Origin of the sequence: Acidaminococcus timonensis (assembly GCF_900106585.1) — a bacterium.
GTDB lineage: Bacteria > Bacillota > Negativicutes > Acidaminococcales > Acidaminococcaceae > Acidaminococcus > Acidaminococcus timonensis.
Window position 1 is genome coordinate 1,465,334 of record NZ_FNWH01000006.1, and the last position, 17,422, is coordinate 1,482,755.

The following is a 17,422-nucleotide window of genomic DNA, read 5'->3' on the forward strand; positions in this document are numbered from 1 at the left end:
ACCTTTATTGTTTATTTTCTGCCAGTGCAAAGAAGAAATCCCCTTCGCAGGCAGCCTCGCCGTCCACCGTACCTTCACAGTGGGCAACGCCCATATTGCCTTTGATCTTCGTAATGATGGCCGTGGTCACCAGCTGGTCCCCCGGTTTGATGGGCCGGCGGAACCGGACCTTGTCGATCTTGCCGAACACCGCGATCTTGCCCCGGTTCTCTTCCGGATACAGCAGGGTGACACCGCCCACCTGGGCCATGGCTTCGATCAGCAGCACACCCGGCATGATGGGGTTGCCCGGAAAATGGCCGATGAACTGGGGTTCATTCATGGTGATGTTCTTGATGCCCACAGCCCGTTTCATGGGTTCCAATTCAATGATCCGGTCCACCAGCAGCATGGGATACCGATGGGGCAGGATCTTTTGGATTTCTTGGATGTCTAATGTAATCATAGCCTTACTCCTTACTTCACTTGTATTCTGTTTTACCCGATGATCCGGTTTGCAACGGTATTCGGATTCACGGATGCGACGGTATTCGTCGATCTGCCGGGACACATTGTCGTTGAACGCATGGCCGCTCTTCATGCAGATGATGTGTGCGTGGATGGGGCCCAGCAGGTACATGTCCCCGATCACATCCAGGATCTTGTGCCGGATCAGTTCATCCGGGAACCGCATTTTGGACAGCACGCCGTCCTTGCTGAACACCACCACATTGTCCAGGTTGCCTCCCAGGCCCAGGCCCATTTTCTGCAGCTGAGCAATTTCGTCTTCAAAGGCCACGGTGCGGGCCGGTGCGATTTCCTTCAGCAGGGTATCGCCCCTGTCCTCCACATCCAGCACCTGGGTCCCCAGCAGGGGATGGGGATTGATGGAGGTAAAGGTCACGCGGAAACCTTCATAGGGCAGGACCACGATGGAGCGGTCTCCATCATAATGGGAGAAGGCCCGGTCCACATGGTACACATGGCGTTCCGCATCCTGCTCTTCGATGCCGGCTTTCAGGATCTGGTCGATGAAAGCCTGGGCCGAACCATCTCCCACAGGAGGTTCAGCAGAAGACATCTCCACATAGCAGTTGTCGATCTTCAGGATGGCAAAGGCAGCCATCAGATGTTCGATGGTGGTCACCTGGGCTCCGTTTTCGCTCAGGGTGGTGGCCCGGGTGGTCCTGGTGATGTTGGAAGCCACAGCATGGACCTGGGGCCTTCCTTCCAGATCCGTACGGATGAATACAATCCCTGTATCCACCGGTGCCGGGCGCAGGGTCATCTCCACCATTTTTCCGGAATGGAGGCCGATGCCGTCGCAGGAAACTGCCTGCTTCAGGGTATGTTGTTTTTCCATGGGTGTCGATCACACGCCTTTCTTGTACATTTCGTACCGTTTGCGGCCATCTTTCCAACGGTCGTGGACCCAGAACCACATGGCCGGATCCAACCGGATTTCCCGCTCGGCGATGGCTACCAGTTCTTCCATTATAACACGGACATCCTCGGAACGGTTAGGAGTTTTCGCCGTATGGAGGGCCGGATAGATCCGGGCAGTCAGGGTCCCGTCCGGATTGTTGTGCATAAAAAGGGGCACAATGGGCGAACCGAACATCCGGGAAAGGTGGGCTGCTCCCTGGGGCACCCGGGAAGGTTTGCCGAAGAACAGCAGGTGTTCTCCCGTATGGGCGGAATCCTGGTCGTAGAGGATCCCCACCAGATGTTTCTTTTTCAGATAGCGGCCGATGGCCAGCATGCTGTTTTCTCCGTGGTTGTAGGTCACATGCTGTCCCACCATCTGCCGGTAATCGTTGATGAACTTGTCCATGGCCCCGTTGTTCTGCTTGCGGGTAATGGACAAAATGGGATAGCCCAGCAGCGCCATGGAGGCGCCCAGCATCTCCCAGTTCCCATAGTGGGCCGTGCACATGATCACGCCCCTGTCCTCGGCATAGGCTTTTTCCAGGTTCTCCAGTCCCTCAAAATGGACCAGCTGCCGGAAATTGTCCCTGTTGATCAGCGGATATTTCAGGACCTCGATGAGCATGCGGCCGAACCGGTGGACACTTTCCTCGGCGATGGCTTCCGCCCTGGCATCATCCACCCCCAGGCAGTCCTTGATGTTCTCCTTCGCCATATAGCGGCGCCAGGCGGGAACCACATGCCAGCCCAGATGTCCCAGCACCCAGGCCAGTGCCCGGTTCAGGCAATCGGGCTGATGGCACACCAGCCAGCTGATGAACTGCATCAGTTTGTACGCAGCCATCCTCGTCCCTCCTTAGAATGTGAGATTCATGCCTCCGTAGAGGTGTTTGTCCCGGACACCCACTTCTGTCTGGATGAATTTGCCCACGGGCACTGCGGCGCCATAGTTGAAGTGGCTGCCGTCATATTCACCCATCAGATTCATGGAAAGGCCCAGGAGCTTCGTTTCTTTTTCCACGGCATAGAATCCGTGCTTGTACTGATCCCCGGTACCCACGCCTGCATGGAGCTTCCAGCCGGCGAACAGGGCCTTGCTCACGGCCACATAGCCACGGCGATCCCGGTTATCGGCAATATCTTCCACGCCGACAGCGATGGCCGGCGTCACCGGCGTTTCCCGCAGCACCTGGAGTTTGGCACTGACGGTACCATAGGAGCCGTCATGTTTGGTATCCACATGGCTGCCGGCAATCTCGATGCCCAGAGGCAGGGCGATGTTCCCCCGTACATTCCGCCCTTCCTTGGTCCAGTCCAGGCCGCCGGACACATGGCCCGGGAGCCGCACATAACCGGAAGGGGCGTTGATGACGCCGCTGGTACCGCTGGGAGTCACCTTGGCTTCTGCCGCCAGGGGCAGGCAGCTCAGGGCACACAGCAGCACTGCGGTCAGTTGTTTTTTCATGGGTTTACTCCTTCTTCTCGCTTTCCAGTTTTTCCACGGTCTTTTCCAGCTGGCGCAGCCGTTTCAGCAGACCGCCCAGTTTCCGTTCATTGGCCACCTGGCGCAGCCAGTCCACATGGGGCTGTGCCGGGAAGCCGGCCCATACCACACCGTCGGGTACATCGCTGATGATACCGGTCCGGCCGGCGAAGGTGCAGCCCCTGCCGATCTTCAGGTGACCGGCGGTAGCAGCCTGGCCGCCGAAAGTGCAGTTGTCGCCGATGGTGACACTGCCGCTGATGCCCACATGGGCCACCAGGATGCAGTTCTCACCGATGATGTCGTTATGACCCACATGGACCAGGTTGTCGATCTTGGTTCCCTTCCCCACCACGGTGCTGTCCACCGTGGCCCGGTCGATGCAGGTATTGCAGCCGATTTCCACATCGTCGCCCAGGACCACATTGCCGGTCTGGAGCACCTTAGTGTGCTTTCCGTTCGCCGTGATGTAGCCGAATCCATCACCACCGATGACGCAGCCGGCCTGGAGGATCACCCGGTCACCCACCACGCAGTTTTCCCGCACCGTCACGTTGGAATACAGGGTGCAGTCGCTGCCGATCTTCACATGCCGCCCCACGTATACATGGGGATAGATCACCGTGTTGTCGCCGATTTCCGCATCTTCTGCCACGTAGGCAAAGGGCAGGATGGCCACGCCCTTGCCCACCTTGGCAGAAGGATGGATGAACGCATATTGGCTGATGCCCCGGTTGACCTTTTCAGGCGGGCGGAACAGCTGCAGCAGACGGGCAAAGGCAGCCCGGGGATTTTCCACAGAGAGCACTGCCTGGTTCCCCTTCAGGCTCCCCCCTTCCGGGATCATGATGGCCCCTGCATGGGACTGTCCGGCAATTTCCAGGTACGGAGGCACCGCAAACGAAATCTGGTCCGGCTGGGCTTCTTCCAGCCCATTGACCCCTTTGATCACCATGGCCGGATCCCCCTGGAGGATCTTCCCCTGTAACAAATCGGCCAGTTCCTGTAATGTTTTTTCCATATCCAGCATCCTTTCCATTTTCCTGATGGTACGGGAAAAAGGGCGAACTTACCTGTTCGCCCTTGCTCTTTCCTATTTCATTGCTTTGATGATGTCGTCAGTGACATCCACACCGCCCTGAGGAACGGCTTCCTTCACAAGGATGGCGCTCAGGTTCTTTTCCTTGGCAACAGAAGCGGCGGCGGTATCGAAGCTGCCCTTCACCTTGGCCTGGGCTTCAGCCTGCAGGCTCTGCATCTTGGAGCTCTTTTCCTGGAGGATCTTCTGGGCTTCCTCCTGGCTCTTGCCGGCGGTTTCCTGGTTCAGTTCGTTTTCCATGGCCTTGCCTTTTTCCTGCAGGTCCTTGGTGGCATCCTTGAACACCTGGCTCTCGGTCTGTACCTTGTTCATATCCACCACACCGAACTGTGCGTTGCGGCCGCAGCCAAAGGACAGCATGGCTGCCGTGATCATGCAGAGAATCATTGCTTTTTTCATATTTCCCATCCCTCTTAGTCTACAATTTGCTGGACGACGGTATTCACCTCATCGGTGATGTCGTCCGCACTGATGTTGGCCCGCGGATTGCGGAAGATCAGTGTATATTTCCGGCTCAGGTTGACTTTCTTGATGGCGCTGAGGATATCGCTGTCAATGTCCTCCCGCAGCTTTTTCTCCTTGTCTTCCTGCTGCTGGATCTGTTTGTCCATACTTTCGATCAATTTGTCCAGTTCCACCTGGCCTTCCTGGTTCCGGGGCTTCGGATCCGTCAGGGAAAGGCCGGTCTGTTCCTGGACCGTCTGTCCGGCCAGCTCTCGGGAGAACGCCTGGAGCCGGGCCTGGGAGGCAGCCACATGGGCGGCCATCTGCTGCCGCAGCCAGTCTTCCTTCGCTGCCTGGACGTCCGCCCGGTCCTTCTCCCGTTTGTCCAGCAGTTCCTGCTGTTCCTGGAGGAGGGCCTTCTGGGAAGCGTCGGTCATTTTGATGCTGCCCAGTTTCAGCCGCAGGTTGAACAGGGGGATGCGGTATTTTTCCTCCACCGCATCCGCGTCAGCCTTGAACTTTTCGTCCGCCTGGCTTTCCAGGGCCTCCCGTTTCTTGCGGAGGCCATCCTGCTCCATGGCCCGTCTTTCGGCTACCTTGGCCTGCCAGGCCGCCGACTGGAACTGTCCAGCCCCTGCCTGCTTCACTTTCTTCATCCTACCCAGGATCTCCAGCTGCTGCCGGCCGTTTTCCTGCTGCCGGTCACGGAGCCATCTGGCAGCTTCCAGCTGCTCTTTCTGGCGTTCCCACTCTTTGTATCTGGGATGCCTTTTGACCAGTTCATCCCAATTCACCACAGCAAACCGGGGCGGATTCTGTTTCTGGAAAGGGAATCTTCCATGGGTGAAGCTGCAGCCAGTGAGGAGCAGCAGCCCCGTCAGCAGCATACAGAGCCATTTGCCCATGATCCATTCCCTCCTTCTTGAGGCGACCTGTTATTTCTTGGCTTTCTTCATCTGAGCCTGTACGTCGGTGGTTACATCCACACCGCCATAGACCACTGCGCCCTGGTTGACCACAACCGTCAGGCCCTTGGTCTTGCCCACAGCCACGATGGCGTCATCCACTTCTTTTTTCACCGGTTCCAGGACTTCCTTCTGCTTGTCCTGGAGTTTCTTCTGGTACTCCTGGGCCAGCTTCTGTTTGTCCGCGTCGCTCATATCTTTGCTTTTTTCCTCGAATTCCTTGCGGCTGTTCTCAGCTGCCTGCTGCAGCTGGGTCTGTGCGTCCGCCAGACCCGGTGCGGAGGCCATGACCTGGTTGTAGTTCACTTTGCCGATGGCAGAATTCATGGTGGCGTCACCACCACCCAGGTTCCTGCCCTGGATTGCCAGGACGAAAACGCCGATGACCATCAGGGCCGCAATGGCCAGAGAGATCACCTTGACGTTTTTCTTTTGGGCAAATTCCATCATTTTCCAATCCCTGCTTCCTTATTCAATAGTAATGTATCAGAACTGGCCGCCAAAGCTGAAGTGGAAGCGGCCGCCACGGTCGCCGCCAGCCAGCCGGAAGCCATAATCCAGCTTAATGGGTCCCAGCGGAGAATTGATCCGCAGACCTACACCGGTGGAGTATTTCATCTTGCCCAGGTCGAAATCATCTTCCCCGTAATCCTTGCTCCAGGCATAGCCTGTATCGGTGAAGAACACGCCCTGGACCTTCTTGATGATGGGATACCGGAATTCCAGAGAGCCCTTCAGCATGCTGTTGCCCTTGAACTGGTCATCCCGGTACCCGCGGAGGATGTCGCTGCCGCCTACGCTGAAGCGCTGGGACAGGGGCATATCCCCGTTGGCATAACCGGCTCCCAGGTCCAGGGCCCACACGTTGTCCTTGCCCATCCGATAGTAGTACCGGTAATCGGCCATGTATTTCTCGAAGTTGAAGTCACCTCCGAAGTTGGCCACTTCCACCGAGTACTGGGTCCGTTTCCCTTCCCGGGGATCGTAGATGTTATCCCGGGTATCCAGGGTACGGGCCAGGGTGATGCTGCGGGTGGTCCCGAAGTTCTTCTTCAGCCGTTCCTGTTTATCCCAGTCATAATCGTCCGGATATTCGTGGACATTCCCTTCGAACCACTGGGTGCTGTAGCCATCCACCGGTTTCTTGTATTTATCATCCCGGTTCTTCAACGTGACGCTGTTGGTGATGAACTCATTGTCGGTGACCCGGCTGAAGAACAGTTCCTCACCGATCCGTTTCTTGTAGTACCGTGCGATTTCATCCCCGTCCCGGTTGTAGTCCACGTATTCGTTGGTCATGTTGTAGAAGGTGAAGCCGGCGGTGGTTTCCTTGTCATCGATCCAGGGCTTCACATAGGAGACTTCGAAGTTGGCTTTGGTTTCAGAGTCTCCACCGAATTCCCAACGGGCGCTGACACTGTCGCCGGTACCCATGAAGTTCTTGTCACCGATGCTGACCATACCCAGGAACCCGTCTGCGTCACTGTATCCGGCGCCGATGCCGAAGGTACCGGTGCTGGTTTCCACCACGGAAACTTCCACAGAAATCGTATTGGGCATCTGACCCGGGTTCAGGCGGATGTTCACATCTTCGAAGAAGCCCAGATTATAAATCTTCTGCATGGCCCGGCGGGCTTTCTTGGCATTGAAGGGTTCTCCCTTCTTCATCCGCATTTCCCGGATGATGACCCGGTCCTTGGTCTTGGTGTTGCCCTTGACCCGGAAGTCTTCGATGACCCCTTCAGCCACCTGTACGATCAGACGGCCATCCGGCTGCATCCGTACATCGGCCACCTTGGCCAGGATGTAACCCTGCTGGCTGTACAGGCTTTCCACTTTCCGGGCTCCGATGTTCACGTCCCGGGAGTTCAGCACCTTGCCCACCGGCAGATCCAGTGCCTTCTTGATGTCACCGGTAGAAATCACCGTATTGCCTTCGATATCCAGATCGGTGAGCACCGGGTTCTCTTCCAGCTGGTACTTGATCTGGACCCCTTCCGGCACCTGGGTGAAGACCGGTTTGATGTCATAGAACCAGCCGGTTTCGTACAGGGCCCGGATGTCATCCTGGAGCCCTTCCTTGGTGAATTTGGTGCCCGCAGGCATCTTCAGCACGTCAGCCAATTTGCCGATATCTTCATGGGAAGCGCCGACAAGCGTCACCTTGGTGACAGTCTGTCCCACGAAGGGAGCGGACTCCCTGGAAATGGCTTCATACTGTTTTTCCTGGGATGTGATATCCGTATCGGAAAGGACGGACTGCTGGAGCACGCTGCGGCCGGGAAGCTGCTTGCTTTCCGCTTCCTGGATTTCCTTCTGCTGGGTCATCCGGGCCTCCAGCTGTTCTTCGTCAGCCTCCGCCTTCTTTTTTTCCTTTTCCAGCTGTTTCCTGCCTACTTTTTCGATGTAGGTCACGCCGTTGCGGCGGACTTCCCGGTAGCGGGGCGTTTCATCCGTTGCCTGTTCTGCGGTTTCAGCCGTTGCCGTGGTGGCAGCCGGTTTCACCGTTTCCGTGTTCACCTGGATGGTGCCCACGCCCTGGCTGGCGCCTGCAGTCGTTTTATGGCTGCTCAGGTTGATGTCCTGGCTGCGGGTGACTTCTTCCGATGCATACACCGGAGATGCCAGAGCCATGGAAGCCAGGATTGCCAGAGACAAACGCCGCCAGTTTACTTGATTCTTCATAGAGTACCCCCTAGTTCAGGTTCTATTTTTTCTCTCCCTAAATCAACGATTGATGAATACCATATCCAGTTTATTATACCTTCTATAGCATAATATTTCCAGTCTTGGGATGTGAAAAAATGGGAGACTCCCGCAGGAGTCCCCCATTTTTGGGTGGATGATCAGAACCGGGTCCGATACTGGACACCGTACCAATGGTTGCTGTCCTGGTCCACAGACACACCCAGATAGGTCTTGCGGCCCACCCGGTAGCCGGCATACAGATTGCTCTTTTCCCCGTCAAAGCTGGTGGTATAGCCCAGCAGCAGATTGCGTCCTATGGAACGGCTCATGAGTACATTGTACTGGCGCCGGTCCTGGCCGGTGGCCTCGTTGGCCTTGTCGATTTCCGTGGTACTGAAGGACACCATATTCTGGATGGTCCCGCTGTAGATTCTCAGATCATCCAGTCCCAGGGCTTCCTTGATGGCGTCTTCCACATTGGCCAGGAAGGTCATCTGCAACCCGGCGTCCACCAGGCTTTTCCAGGCATCGCCTGTGAGATTGGCATCATCGGTCTTCAGGGTCAGGAACCGTTTCAGCGTGTTCTCGTCCTGGGGCGGATCGCTGGTGAGCTTGATCACGATGTCGTCCAGGCTCAGAGGTCCGCTGGCCTTGGCCAGGATGGCGTACTGGCCCAGACGGGTGAAAGCGGCCATGTTCACATGGGGGATGAAGGTCCCCGGTTGCGGCCAGTAGATTTCCCCGAACCCGATATTGAACGGCGTGCCCAGGTATTTCAACCGGCTGCCCCGGTTCACCTGGATGCTTCCGCTGATCTGGGGATAGGCCGTGCTGCCCAGGATATGGAACTGCCCCTTCAGCCACAGATCCATGAAGGCCGCATTGTACAGATGCAGGTTGTTCCCCAGGTCCACCTGGATGTCAAGGCCGATGTCGGACCCGCCCTGGCCGAATTCCGGGATGCTGGAGATGCCCAGGTACCCTTTGTCCACCTTGATGTCCCCGGACAGGAACGGTTTGTTCTCCCTGTGTTCCAGGGTAAAGTGGCCGTTCAGCTTTCCCTTCACCGAACTGGAAACCAGCTCCACATCTTTGATGTCCATGGTTACCTGGTAGGGCTTGCCGCTGGTGTCGTTGAGCAGGTAGGATCCGGAAGCGGTGATGCTGCCCTTTTTACCGGTGGTGGCGGAAAATTCCTTCAGAGTAAGGGTCTTGCCGGCAAAAGAAGCATGGAATTTCACATTGTCCAGGGTATTGTCCAGGCCCCGGAATTTCACCGTACCCCCATCCAGATCGATGGAACCGTCCAGGTCGTAGTCCTCCAGGGTGCCGGTCACCGTCACCTTGCCGCTGGTGGGCCCATCCGCCCACTGGACCCATTTGGTCAGGGTGGGCAGGATGGCCAGGTTGCCGTTGTCCAGCCGGACTTCCAGGTTCATGCGGGCATGGGGATTCTTCCGTTTCGCCACCGGCCGGAACAGATCCAGGGGGAAGGTCCCATAGGCAGAAATCTTGTAGACATCCTTCTGGACCAGGGCCTGGTCCACATGGAACATGCCGTCCCGCAGTGTGACCATGCCATATACATGATCGAAGGCCATGCCGCTGAGACTGCCGTCCTGGAGTTCCAGGGAGAAGTTCCCGCTGGGGTTGTCCAGGCTGCCTTTCAGCTGCGCCGTGATGTTCAGTTTGCCGGCAATGTCCAGGGGGTTCTCCAGGCCCACATTCAGCAGTTTGGCGTTGGCCCCGTTGGTGGCAACTTCCAGATCCACGGTCCGTTTGAACTGATCCAGACTGCCCTGGGCCGCCAGGAGACCCCCACCGGCCTCCTGGGCCTGGAGCTTGCGGATCTGCCACAGGCCCCGGTGGACGTACAGGTCGAAATCCGCCGAAGAGAACGGTACGCCACTGACTTTGCCGTCCTCCACCTTGCCGATGATGGTCATACCGGTTCCCCGGCCGTAGGGATTGGCATCAATGCGTCCGGACAGGTACCCGTCGATGTCCAGGTCCTGGTGGGCCATTTTCAGCAGGCTGCGCACGTTGCCCCGGTCCACATCCACCGTCCACTGGAACAGCTTCTGGTCAAAGTCGAAGGTGGCCTTCAGGGCGTAGTCCCCGCCGGTCTTCTGCTGGAACGTGCCCTGGAAAGTGTTCACATGGCCGCCCTGGCTCTGGAAGGACAGGGCCAGCCCGGTGAATTCCACCTCATTGATCAGCACGGCATCAGAGCTCAGAACACCCTGGAACTGGGGCTGGCTGTACATGCCGGTAATGCTGCCGCTGAAGTTCACCTTGCCGGCCAGGTCCACATCCTCTTTCAGCCAGGGCAGGCGCAGCAGGTTGATGTCTCTGGCATCGATGCCGATGTTCAGATAGCCATTGCGGGTCACAGTCCCGCTGAACTGTGCCTGACAGGTCAGGGCCTGTGCCTTGAAGTCCTTCAGGTTCAGCACGGTGCCGTCGTAGCTGTAGTCCCCGTCCACTTCGTCCACCAGGAATTTGTTCACGGAGCCATCATACGCATGCACATGGCCCTGGAAGCTGGGATTGGACAGGGGGCCCTTCACCATGAGGGTATTGGTCAGGTTGCCGGTGACCGGCCAGGGAGAGTTGAAAAAGCGGCTGAAGGGTTCCAGCCTGACCCCGGTGGTCAGGAGCTGCAGATCCAGTACTGGCTCCTGTCCGGACAGGTCCACACTTCCGTCCAGGATGTGACGACCCTGGGCCAGGTTCACTTCCACGTTGCTAAACCGGGCCACCCGATTTTGCCAGCCCACGACCCCATGGGCCTCCTGGATGGGCTCACCCAGGATTTCCCCATCCTCCAGGGAGAAGGCGCCCATGGCCTGGGGATCATCCAGACTGCCGCTGAGGGTCAGATGGAGGGAAAGGGTTCCCTTCCCCTCCTGGCCCAGGGCTGCCAGAAGGGGGTCAATGGGCAGCTTCGTCAGATACACATCGGCGGAAAGAGCCCCGTCCTGCAGGCTTCCGCTCCCCACCAGGCCGCCGCCCTCCGGGGTGTTTGCCGCGATCCGCTTCAAGGTCACATGGCTGCCGTCCAGCACTCCATCCATTGCAATATCCTGCAGGGACAGGTCCCCCCAGCGAAGTCCCAGATCGCTGGAAACGGTCTCCACCTGCAGATGGCCGTCCTGAACGGTGCCGATGGCATACAGGGTCCCGTCCAGGGTCATACTGCCCAGACGAGGCACAAAAGTCCCCACATCCACTCCTTCTGAATGGAGCTCTGCTTCCCCCTCCTTTTCCTGCCAGTCAAAGGAAGCTTTCACGGTCACATTCCCGCCGCCGATGCTGGCTCTGGCGCCGTTCGTCTCCACCCGGTGTTTCCGCACCGTAAAGGGCAGTTCCACCTGGGTGGCAGTATACCCCTGTACGGTCAGTTCCGGGATGGTGAAGGTACCGGTTCCCGTCAGATCGTCCAGGGTTCCGCTGACCATGGCCTCGCCGCTGATCTTCCCTTCTGCAGGGAGATCCAGGGGCAGTGCGGAGGGATCGAAGTCCTCCAGCTTCACCTGGAGCTTTTCCATCCGGGGATCCTGGATGTCCGTCAAATCCAGCTTACCCTGGATCCGGGCCTTCTGCCCGTTCACCGTCACATCCAGGTCCTGTGCGGAAAAACGCAGATTGTCAAAGGAAACATGGCCATCTGCCGTCAGAGCAAGGGGCTGTCCCTCATAGATATAGGTGGCACCCACCTGGCGCAGGTCGGCTTGGCCGGAAAGCTGGCTGCCTTTGGCATTGTTGGTCCAGGTAAGGGTGGCGTCCTCTACGGCCCCGCCCAGGTTGGACAGGGGGAGGAACTGCTCTGCCAGGTCTGCGTATTCCCCCAGGGCCAGAAAATCGGTCTGCACCGTCAGCGTACCCTGACGGCTGGTGTCCAGATGGCCGGCCACATGGAGGGTCTGGTTGCTGCGGGTCACCGTAAGATCCACCCCGAACAGGGGATTGCCGGAAGTATCCACCCTGCCGTCCACCCCCGCCTGCCAGGATCCGTAAGGTACGGTCAGGGTGACCCGGCCCTCCTCAATCACGATGGGAGCCTTGAAGTCCGTGCTGGTGGACTGGCTGGGTTTCAGCAGATTGGCCACGTTCCACTGCTGGTCTTCCCCCTGGGCCAGGTACAGTTCCGGCTGGTGCAGGGTGATCCGGGTGATCATCCCCACGGAGCTGCTGCCCTGAAGCACCTTCAGGGGGTCCAGGCGCAGAGAAAGAGCCGGGATCCGGGCCACAGGATTGCCGGAGGCGTCATCCAGGCGCACGTTCCGCGCGGTAAAAGTCAGGTCCGGGCTCACCTCCATGGCATCCATTTGCAGTTGTCCATTCAGATATTCCGCAGCCGTCTGTTCCACCAGGGGCACGGCCCGCTGCAGCCCCGCCGGAAGTACCAGCTTCCACAGGACCAGATACAGCAGCACCAAGGCTCCCACAAGAACACCCAGCCGTTTCTTCAACGTGGCACCCATAAGGGACCTCCTGTGAGTCAGAGATTGGTGGGCATGGAAATCGTTATACACTACACCTATATTAGTATAACAGGGTTGAGAGAGAAAATGAAAGAGAAATTATCGTCTCCCACTGACGGAAAAGACCCGCCCTGGGAAAAGACGGGTCCGCCTGATGCTGCAGGACCGGGAATGCCGGATCACCGGTCTTTCCTCCATGCAAAACTCCCTTCTCAACCACTACTCACTGACCACTGACCACTAAAAAAGGAGCTGTGATTTTTCACAGCTCCTCTTTCCTCTTATTCTCTTATTCGTTTTCCACAGGAACACCCATGCTCTGTTCCAGCAGGGCAGTGGAGGTATTGTAGTCGTACAGAGCCTGGATGTAGTTGTTCTTGGCAGTGGTCAGGGCCACGGACGCATCCATCACGTCCGTGTTGGTCCCAACCCCGGCCCGATACCGAAGCTGGGCAATGCGGTAATCTTCTTCCGCCTGGGCCACGGCCACTTCCGTGGTCTTGATCCGTTTTTCAGCTTCCCGCATGCTCAGGTAACTGGTCCGTACAGCCAGCCGTACATTATCGCTGATCTGCCGGTAGCTTTCCTGGGCCTTCACAATGTTGGCCTTGGCTTCCCGTACCTTGGCGGCGGTCACACCATAGTCCCAGATGTTCTGGGTCAGGGTCACGCCCAATGCCCAGTTGTTCTTGTTCTGTCCGGGAAAGGAATCATTGCTCCACTGGTTGGAGGCTCCCAGGCTCACCTGGGGCAGATTCCCCGCATTGGCAATTTTTTCAGCGGCCTGGGCCATTCCCACGGAGGCTTCCGCCTGGTGGATTTCCGGCCGGTTCACCATGGCATAGGTCACACAGTTGTCCAGGGTATAATCGTTGGGTTTGTATTCCAGTCCCTGGCTCAGGTTCAACCGGGTGGCCGTGGGCAGCCCGATGACATTGTTCAGGGAGGAAACAGCCACTTCATAGCTGTTTTCCGCCTGGGTCAGGGTCTGCTGGGCGTTGACCAGTTCCACCTGGGAACGGAGCACATCCGCCTTGGCCACGACCCCCACAGCGAACTGGGCCTGGGTATTCTTCAAATGTTCATTCAGACGGTCCACGGTCTCCTTGTCCAGGTTCACCGTATTGGCTGCCTGGAGCACATCATAGTAGCCTTTTTCGGCATTGTACCGGGTGGTCTGGTAGGAACTGCTCATTCCATACTGATAGTAATCCAGATTCTTTTTGGCCTGATCGATGGCCCCTTCCAGCCGTCCGCCGGTATAGATGGGAACGGTGATGTTCACCGTATTGGTGTGGCTGTTGTTGGCCACATGGGCACCCCGGGTGCCGATGGCCGTATGGGCTGCATCATAGACAGGCACAGAAGCCTGGTAATTCTCGCTTCGGCCGCTGTAATGGCTGAAATCAATGGAGCCCCAGCGTGATCCTTTGGCCTGGTCCAGTTCTGCCTTGGCAGCATCCAGTTCAGCGGCAGAGATCTTGACGCTGGAGTTATTGTCCAGAGCCATACGGACTGCCTTGCCCAAATCCAGGTTTACGGTTTCCGGGGTGGCAGCTCCCACTGTATGGATAGAAAGCGCGCTCAGGATGACAGCGCTCAAAATCATGCTTTTGCTATGGAAATGCTTCACGTTAGACCCTCCTGTACATTCTGACTACTTAGTCAGCTTTCTATATTATAATCAGTTGAAAAAACAAAGTCAACTAAACACTTTTTAAACGGTGGCTCAGAATCGTGCCCGCAGGCCCAGATACGTGGTATCCACCCCATTATCCAGCACATCCATGCTTTCGCCGATCAGGGACAATTTGGGGGTAAAGGCGTATTCCGCGCCCACTTTCAGTTTGGCATCATCGAAATCGTAGAAATCGGTGAACAGCTTCAGTTTGGGAGAAAGGATCCAGTCGGCGCCCACGCCGAACTGCCCTTCCATGACACCGGCCCGGCCCCAGATGTACTTGTTCAGCTTCCTGTTATAGTGGAAATCCAGTTTGTCCCGATCGCCGATGTCACTGACGCCCAGGTAGGCATAGGAATCCTCCTTCAAGGGAAGTTTGGCACCTACATCGGTCCGCCATTTGCCTTTCTTATCATTATAGAGCACATCAGCCTGCAGCTGGGCATCGGTAACCACGCCCAAAATCTTATCCGCCTTCACGGAAGTGGACTTGGCATGGGAGATGGTCTCCTTCAGATCCTGCTGGGTCTGGGGATCGGTGACCACGTTCTGCAGGGCTTCCGCCGTGTTCTGGATTTTCTTGCTGGCATCGGCCATATTGGCAGCCATGGCAGCCACATTCCGGCCCGTGGCCCCGTCCGCATCGGCTTTATCCATGATGTTGTTCATGTGGACGGACATTTCTTTCATCTGACCCACCATGGTATGGATGTCACCCTGGTTCTGCTGGGCCATGGAAGCCAGCGCTCTGGTGAAGTCGTTCATGTTCCTGGCCACTTCCCCGGTCTGGACAAACCCTTCCCGCATGGATTTCTGCACATCCTTGTCGCCGAACACGTTGGCGAAGGCATCCACCACCACATCCAGCTTGTCCAGCACCTTGCCGGAAGAATCCATGAGCTTTCCGATACCCCCGGCCTGCTGGCCGGTAATGGTCTCCCCGGGCTTGAAAGTCAGGCCCGTGGCAATCTGGGGTGGCGTGATGGATACGAACTTGCTGCCCATGACCCCGTCGGATCCGATACTGAACTGGGAGTTGCGGGGAATCTTCTGCTTCTCGTCCATCTTCATGACCACTTTCACCTTGGAACCGTCCACCAGGATGTCATCCACCTTGCCCACCGGAACCCCGGCGAACCGGACCTCGTTGCCTGTCTTCAGTCCGTCCACGTCGTTGAACATCACATTGAGCTTATAGGTGCGGCCGGCGAAACTGAAGACCCCCAGGAAGGTCAGCATCAGGGCCAGGATCACAAAGCCGCCCAGGGTGACGGCACCGACTTTGACTTCATCAGTTTTCATGCTCTTGCTCCTTGTCTTCCAAAATATCGCTGCGCAGGAACGCCCGTACCAGGGGTTCCCGGGTATGTCTTGCTTCCTCCACGGTGCCGGAAAAGACGATCCGTCCCTTGCTGAGCATCAAGATCCTGTCGGCACACAGGAAGGCCGACGCCATGTCATGGGTGACCAGCACCCCTGTAATGCCCAGTTTTTTCTTGGTATCCAGGATCAGCTGGCTGATGTTGGTAGCCATGATGGGATCCAGACCCGCGGTAGGTTCATCATACAGGATGATATCCGGTTCCAGGGCCAGAGCCCGGGCCAGGCCCACCCGCTTCTGCATGCCGCCGGACAGCTGGGCCGGGTACACGTGCTCGTTGCCGGAAAGCCCCACGGCCTCCAGCAGCCCGGCCACCCGTTCCTGGATCTGGGCTTCCGCCATATGGGTGTGCTGCCGCAGCCCGAAGGCCACATTCTCCCCCACGTCCAGGAAATCGAACAGGGCGGAATACTGGAACACCATGCCCATATGCTGGCGCAGCCGGTTCCACTGTTCTTCTGTATATTTCTCCACCGCATGGCCCTGGATGAGGATGGACCCTCCCTGAGGCTTCAGCAGGCCGATGAGCAGTTTCAGTACCGTACTCTTGCCGGTACCGCTGGGACCGATCACCGCCAGGGTTTCCCCCTTTGCCACCTGGAAGCTTACATGGTCCAGTACCACCTTGGGTCCGAACGCCATTTCCACACTGCGGAATTCAATCACAGGTTCTTCCATTTCAGCCTCCATGGACGTACAAGATGATGGACAGGAAATAATTGGCGATGAAAATCAGGATGATGGACAGCACCACGGATTTGGTGGTGGCCCGGCCCACGCCTTCTGCACCCTGGGTGGCATTCAGCCCCCGGAAGCAGCCGATGGTGGCAATGATGGCTCCGAACACGGCGCCTTTGATCAGCCCGCCGATGATATCCCAGGGCTCGATGAAGCCCCGGATGCTCTCCAGGAACATATGGGAATTGATGCCGGCATAATGATCCGCCACAAACCATCCGCCTACATCCCCCACCAGGTTGGCATACACCACCAGCACCGGCATCATCAGGACGATGGCCAGCAGGCGGGGTGCCACCAGATATTGTACAGGGCTGGTGGCCATGACCCGCAGAGCATCGATCTGCTCGGTGACCTTCATGGTCCCCAGTTCGGCGGCAATGGCGGCCCCAATCCGGCCGGCCACCACCACGCCAGTCAGAATGGGTGCCAGTTCCCGGCCCATGGCGATGGCCACGATGCCGCCTACGGAATCAGCCGCTCCGAAGCGGACGAATTCCTTGGCCGTCTGGACGCTCATGACCATACCGGTGCACAGGATGGTCATGCTGACAATGGGCAGCGAATCTGCCCCCAGCCTGGCCATCTGGCGCAGGACTTCCCGGTGGTCCGCTCCCCTGGAAACCCGGCAGGCTTCCAGGAACAGGTTCATGATGCGGCCCACCCGGGCGCACAGATCCACCAGGTAGTGACCCACCCAGCGGCACAGGTCTCGGAGTCCCATAGCATTGCCCATCCTTTCCTTACTTCTGAAAAATCATTACAGACTATTATACCCTATTACTGTGAAAATTTCCTGTAGAATATGAAAAAAGGGGATGTAAAAAAATCACAGTCCCTTTTTCAGTGGCTGGTGGATAGTGAGCAGTGGTTGGAAAAGAATTTTTTGCACGCCGGGCAGGGTACCACTGGCCGACCATGGAATAATCATCCACCCGCATAGCGGGTGGTTTTTCCTTTTCGGGCATAGCCCTAATACTACTGGCAACGTACAAGTACGTTAAAAAATTGGCCTGTCAGCCACGCACAGGATTACTTGCTACCCGTAA

Annotated in this window: 13 protein-coding genes; all 13 read right to left on the reverse strand. The window is 57.4% G+C overall.

Features of this window, described 5'->3' with window-relative positions:
* Positions 1-4: 4 nt before the first annotated feature.
* Entirely contained in the window at positions 5-1,342 is a 1,338-nt protein-coding gene (lpxC, locus tag BQ5462_RS11485) for a UDP-3-O-acyl-N-acetylglucosamine deacetylase (RefSeq protein WP_071143291.1), read from the reverse strand.
* A 9-nt stretch (positions 1,343-1,351) separates the two neighbouring features.
* Positions 1,352-2,251 (reverse strand): lysophospholipid acyltransferase family protein, encoded by a 900-nt coding sequence (locus BQ5462_RS10805; RefSeq protein ID WP_071143292.1) that lies wholly within the window; start codon positions 2,249-2,251, stop codon positions 1,352-1,354.
* A gap of 12 nt (positions 2,252-2,263) precedes the next feature.
* Positions 2,264-2,872 (reverse strand): YjbH domain-containing protein, encoded by a 609-nt coding sequence (locus BQ5462_RS10810; RefSeq protein ID WP_071143293.1) that lies wholly within the window; start codon positions 2,870-2,872, stop codon positions 2,264-2,266.
* 4 nt (positions 2,873-2,876) lie between these two features.
* The gene (lpxD, locus tag BQ5462_RS10815; protein WP_071143392.1) at positions 2,877-3,911 is read right to left on the reverse strand and encodes a UDP-3-O-(3-hydroxymyristoyl)glucosamine N-acyltransferase; all 1,035 of its coding nucleotides are present in this window, start codon (positions 3,909-3,911) and stop codon (positions 2,877-2,879) included.
* Positions 3,912-3,983: 72 nt separating this feature from the next.
* On the reverse strand, positions 3,984-4,388 hold the full coding sequence (locus tag BQ5462_RS10820; protein WP_071143294.1) for an OmpH/Skp family outer membrane protein: 405 nt from the start codon (positions 4,386-4,388) through the stop codon (positions 3,984-3,986).
* Between the two features lie 14 nt (positions 4,389-4,402).
* Positions 4,403-5,338: an outer membrane chaperone Skp gene (locus BQ5462_RS10825; RefSeq protein WP_071143295.1), complete on the reverse strand. Its 936-nt coding sequence runs from the start codon at positions 5,336-5,338 to the stop codon at positions 4,403-4,405.
* A 30-nt stretch (positions 5,339-5,368) separates the two neighbouring features.
* Entirely contained in the window at positions 5,369-5,848 is a 480-nt protein-coding gene (locus tag BQ5462_RS10830) for an OmpH/Skp family outer membrane protein (RefSeq protein WP_083378139.1), read from the reverse strand.
* Positions 5,849-5,884: 36 nt separating this feature from the next.
* Positions 5,885-8,083, reverse strand: coding sequence for a BamA/OMP85 family outer membrane protein (locus BQ5462_RS10835; protein ID WP_071143296.1), 2,199 nt, complete (start codon positions 8,081-8,083; stop codon positions 5,885-5,887).
* 161 nt (positions 8,084-8,244) lie between these two features.
* A complete protein-coding gene (locus BQ5462_RS10840; RefSeq protein ID WP_071143297.1) occupies positions 8,245-12,573 on the reverse strand; it encodes a translocation/assembly module TamB domain-containing protein in 4,329 nt (1,442 codons plus the stop codon).
* A gap of 289 nt (positions 12,574-12,862) precedes the next feature.
* The gene (locus BQ5462_RS10845) at positions 12,863-14,206 is read right to left on the reverse strand and encodes a TolC family protein (protein ID WP_205407960.1); all 1,344 of its coding nucleotides are present in this window, start codon (positions 14,204-14,206) and stop codon (positions 12,863-12,865) included.
* Positions 14,207-14,302: 96 nt separating this feature from the next.
* Positions 14,303-15,556 (reverse strand): MlaD family protein, encoded by a 1,254-nt coding sequence (locus tag BQ5462_RS10850; protein ID WP_071143298.1) that lies wholly within the window; start codon positions 15,554-15,556, stop codon positions 14,303-14,305.
* On the reverse strand, positions 15,546-16,313 hold the full coding sequence (locus tag BQ5462_RS10855) for an ABC transporter ATP-binding protein (protein ID WP_071143299.1): 768 nt from the start codon (positions 16,311-16,313) through the stop codon (positions 15,546-15,548). The genes BQ5462_RS10850 and BQ5462_RS10855 overlap by 11 nt, the downstream gene beginning before the upstream one ends.
* A 1-nt stretch (position 16,314) precedes the next feature.
* Positions 16,315-17,097 (reverse strand): MlaE family ABC transporter permease, encoded by a 783-nt coding sequence (locus BQ5462_RS10860; protein ID WP_071143395.1) that lies wholly within the window; start codon positions 17,095-17,097, stop codon positions 16,315-16,317.
* Positions 17,098-17,422 lie beyond the last annotated feature (325 nt).

Bases quoted from the DNA above. Each gene is read 5' to 3' on its own strand.
- lpxC (WP_071143291.1), bottom strand. From the start codon at position 1,342: ATGGAAAAACAACATACCCTGAAGCAGGCAGTTTCCTGCGACGGCATC.
- BQ5462_RS10805 (WP_071143292.1), bottom strand. From the start codon at position 2,251: ATGGCTGCGTACAAACTGATGCAGTTCATCAGCTGGCTGGTGTGCCAT.
- BQ5462_RS10810 (WP_071143293.1), bottom strand. From the start codon at position 2,872: ATGAAAAAACAACTGACCGCAGTGCTGCTGTGTGCCCTGAGCTGCCTG.
- lpxD (WP_071143392.1), bottom strand. From the start codon at position 3,911: ATGGAAAAAACATTACAGGAACTGGCCGATTTGTTACAGGGGAAGATC.
- BQ5462_RS10820 (WP_071143294.1), bottom strand. From the start codon at position 4,388: ATGAAAAAAGCAATGATTCTCTGCATGATCACGGCAGCCATGCTGTCC.
- BQ5462_RS10825 (WP_071143295.1), bottom strand. From the start codon at position 5,338: ATGGGCAAATGGCTCTGTATGCTGCTGACGGGGCTGCTGCTCCTCACT.
- BQ5462_RS10830 (WP_083378139.1), bottom strand. From the start codon at position 5,848: ATGATGGAATTTGCCCAAAAGAAAAACGTCAAGGTGATCTCTCTGGCC.
- BQ5462_RS10835 (WP_071143296.1), bottom strand. From the start codon at position 8,083: ATGAAGAATCAAGTAAACTGGCGGCGTTTGTCTCTGGCAATCCTGGCT.
- BQ5462_RS10840 (WP_071143297.1), bottom strand. From the start codon at position 12,573: ATGGGTGCCACGTTGAAGAAACGGCTGGGTGTTCTTGTGGGAGCCTTG.
- BQ5462_RS10850 (WP_071143298.1), bottom strand. From the start codon at position 15,556: ATGAAAACTGATGAAGTCAAAGTCGGTGCCGTCACCCTGGGCGGCTTT.
- BQ5462_RS10855 (WP_071143299.1), bottom strand. From the start codon at position 16,313: ATGGAAGAACCTGTGATTGAATTCCGCAGTGTGGAAATGGCGTTCGGA.
- BQ5462_RS10860 (WP_071143395.1), bottom strand. From the start codon at position 17,097: ATGGGACTCCGAGACCTGTGCCGCTGGGTGGGTCACTACCTGGTGGAT.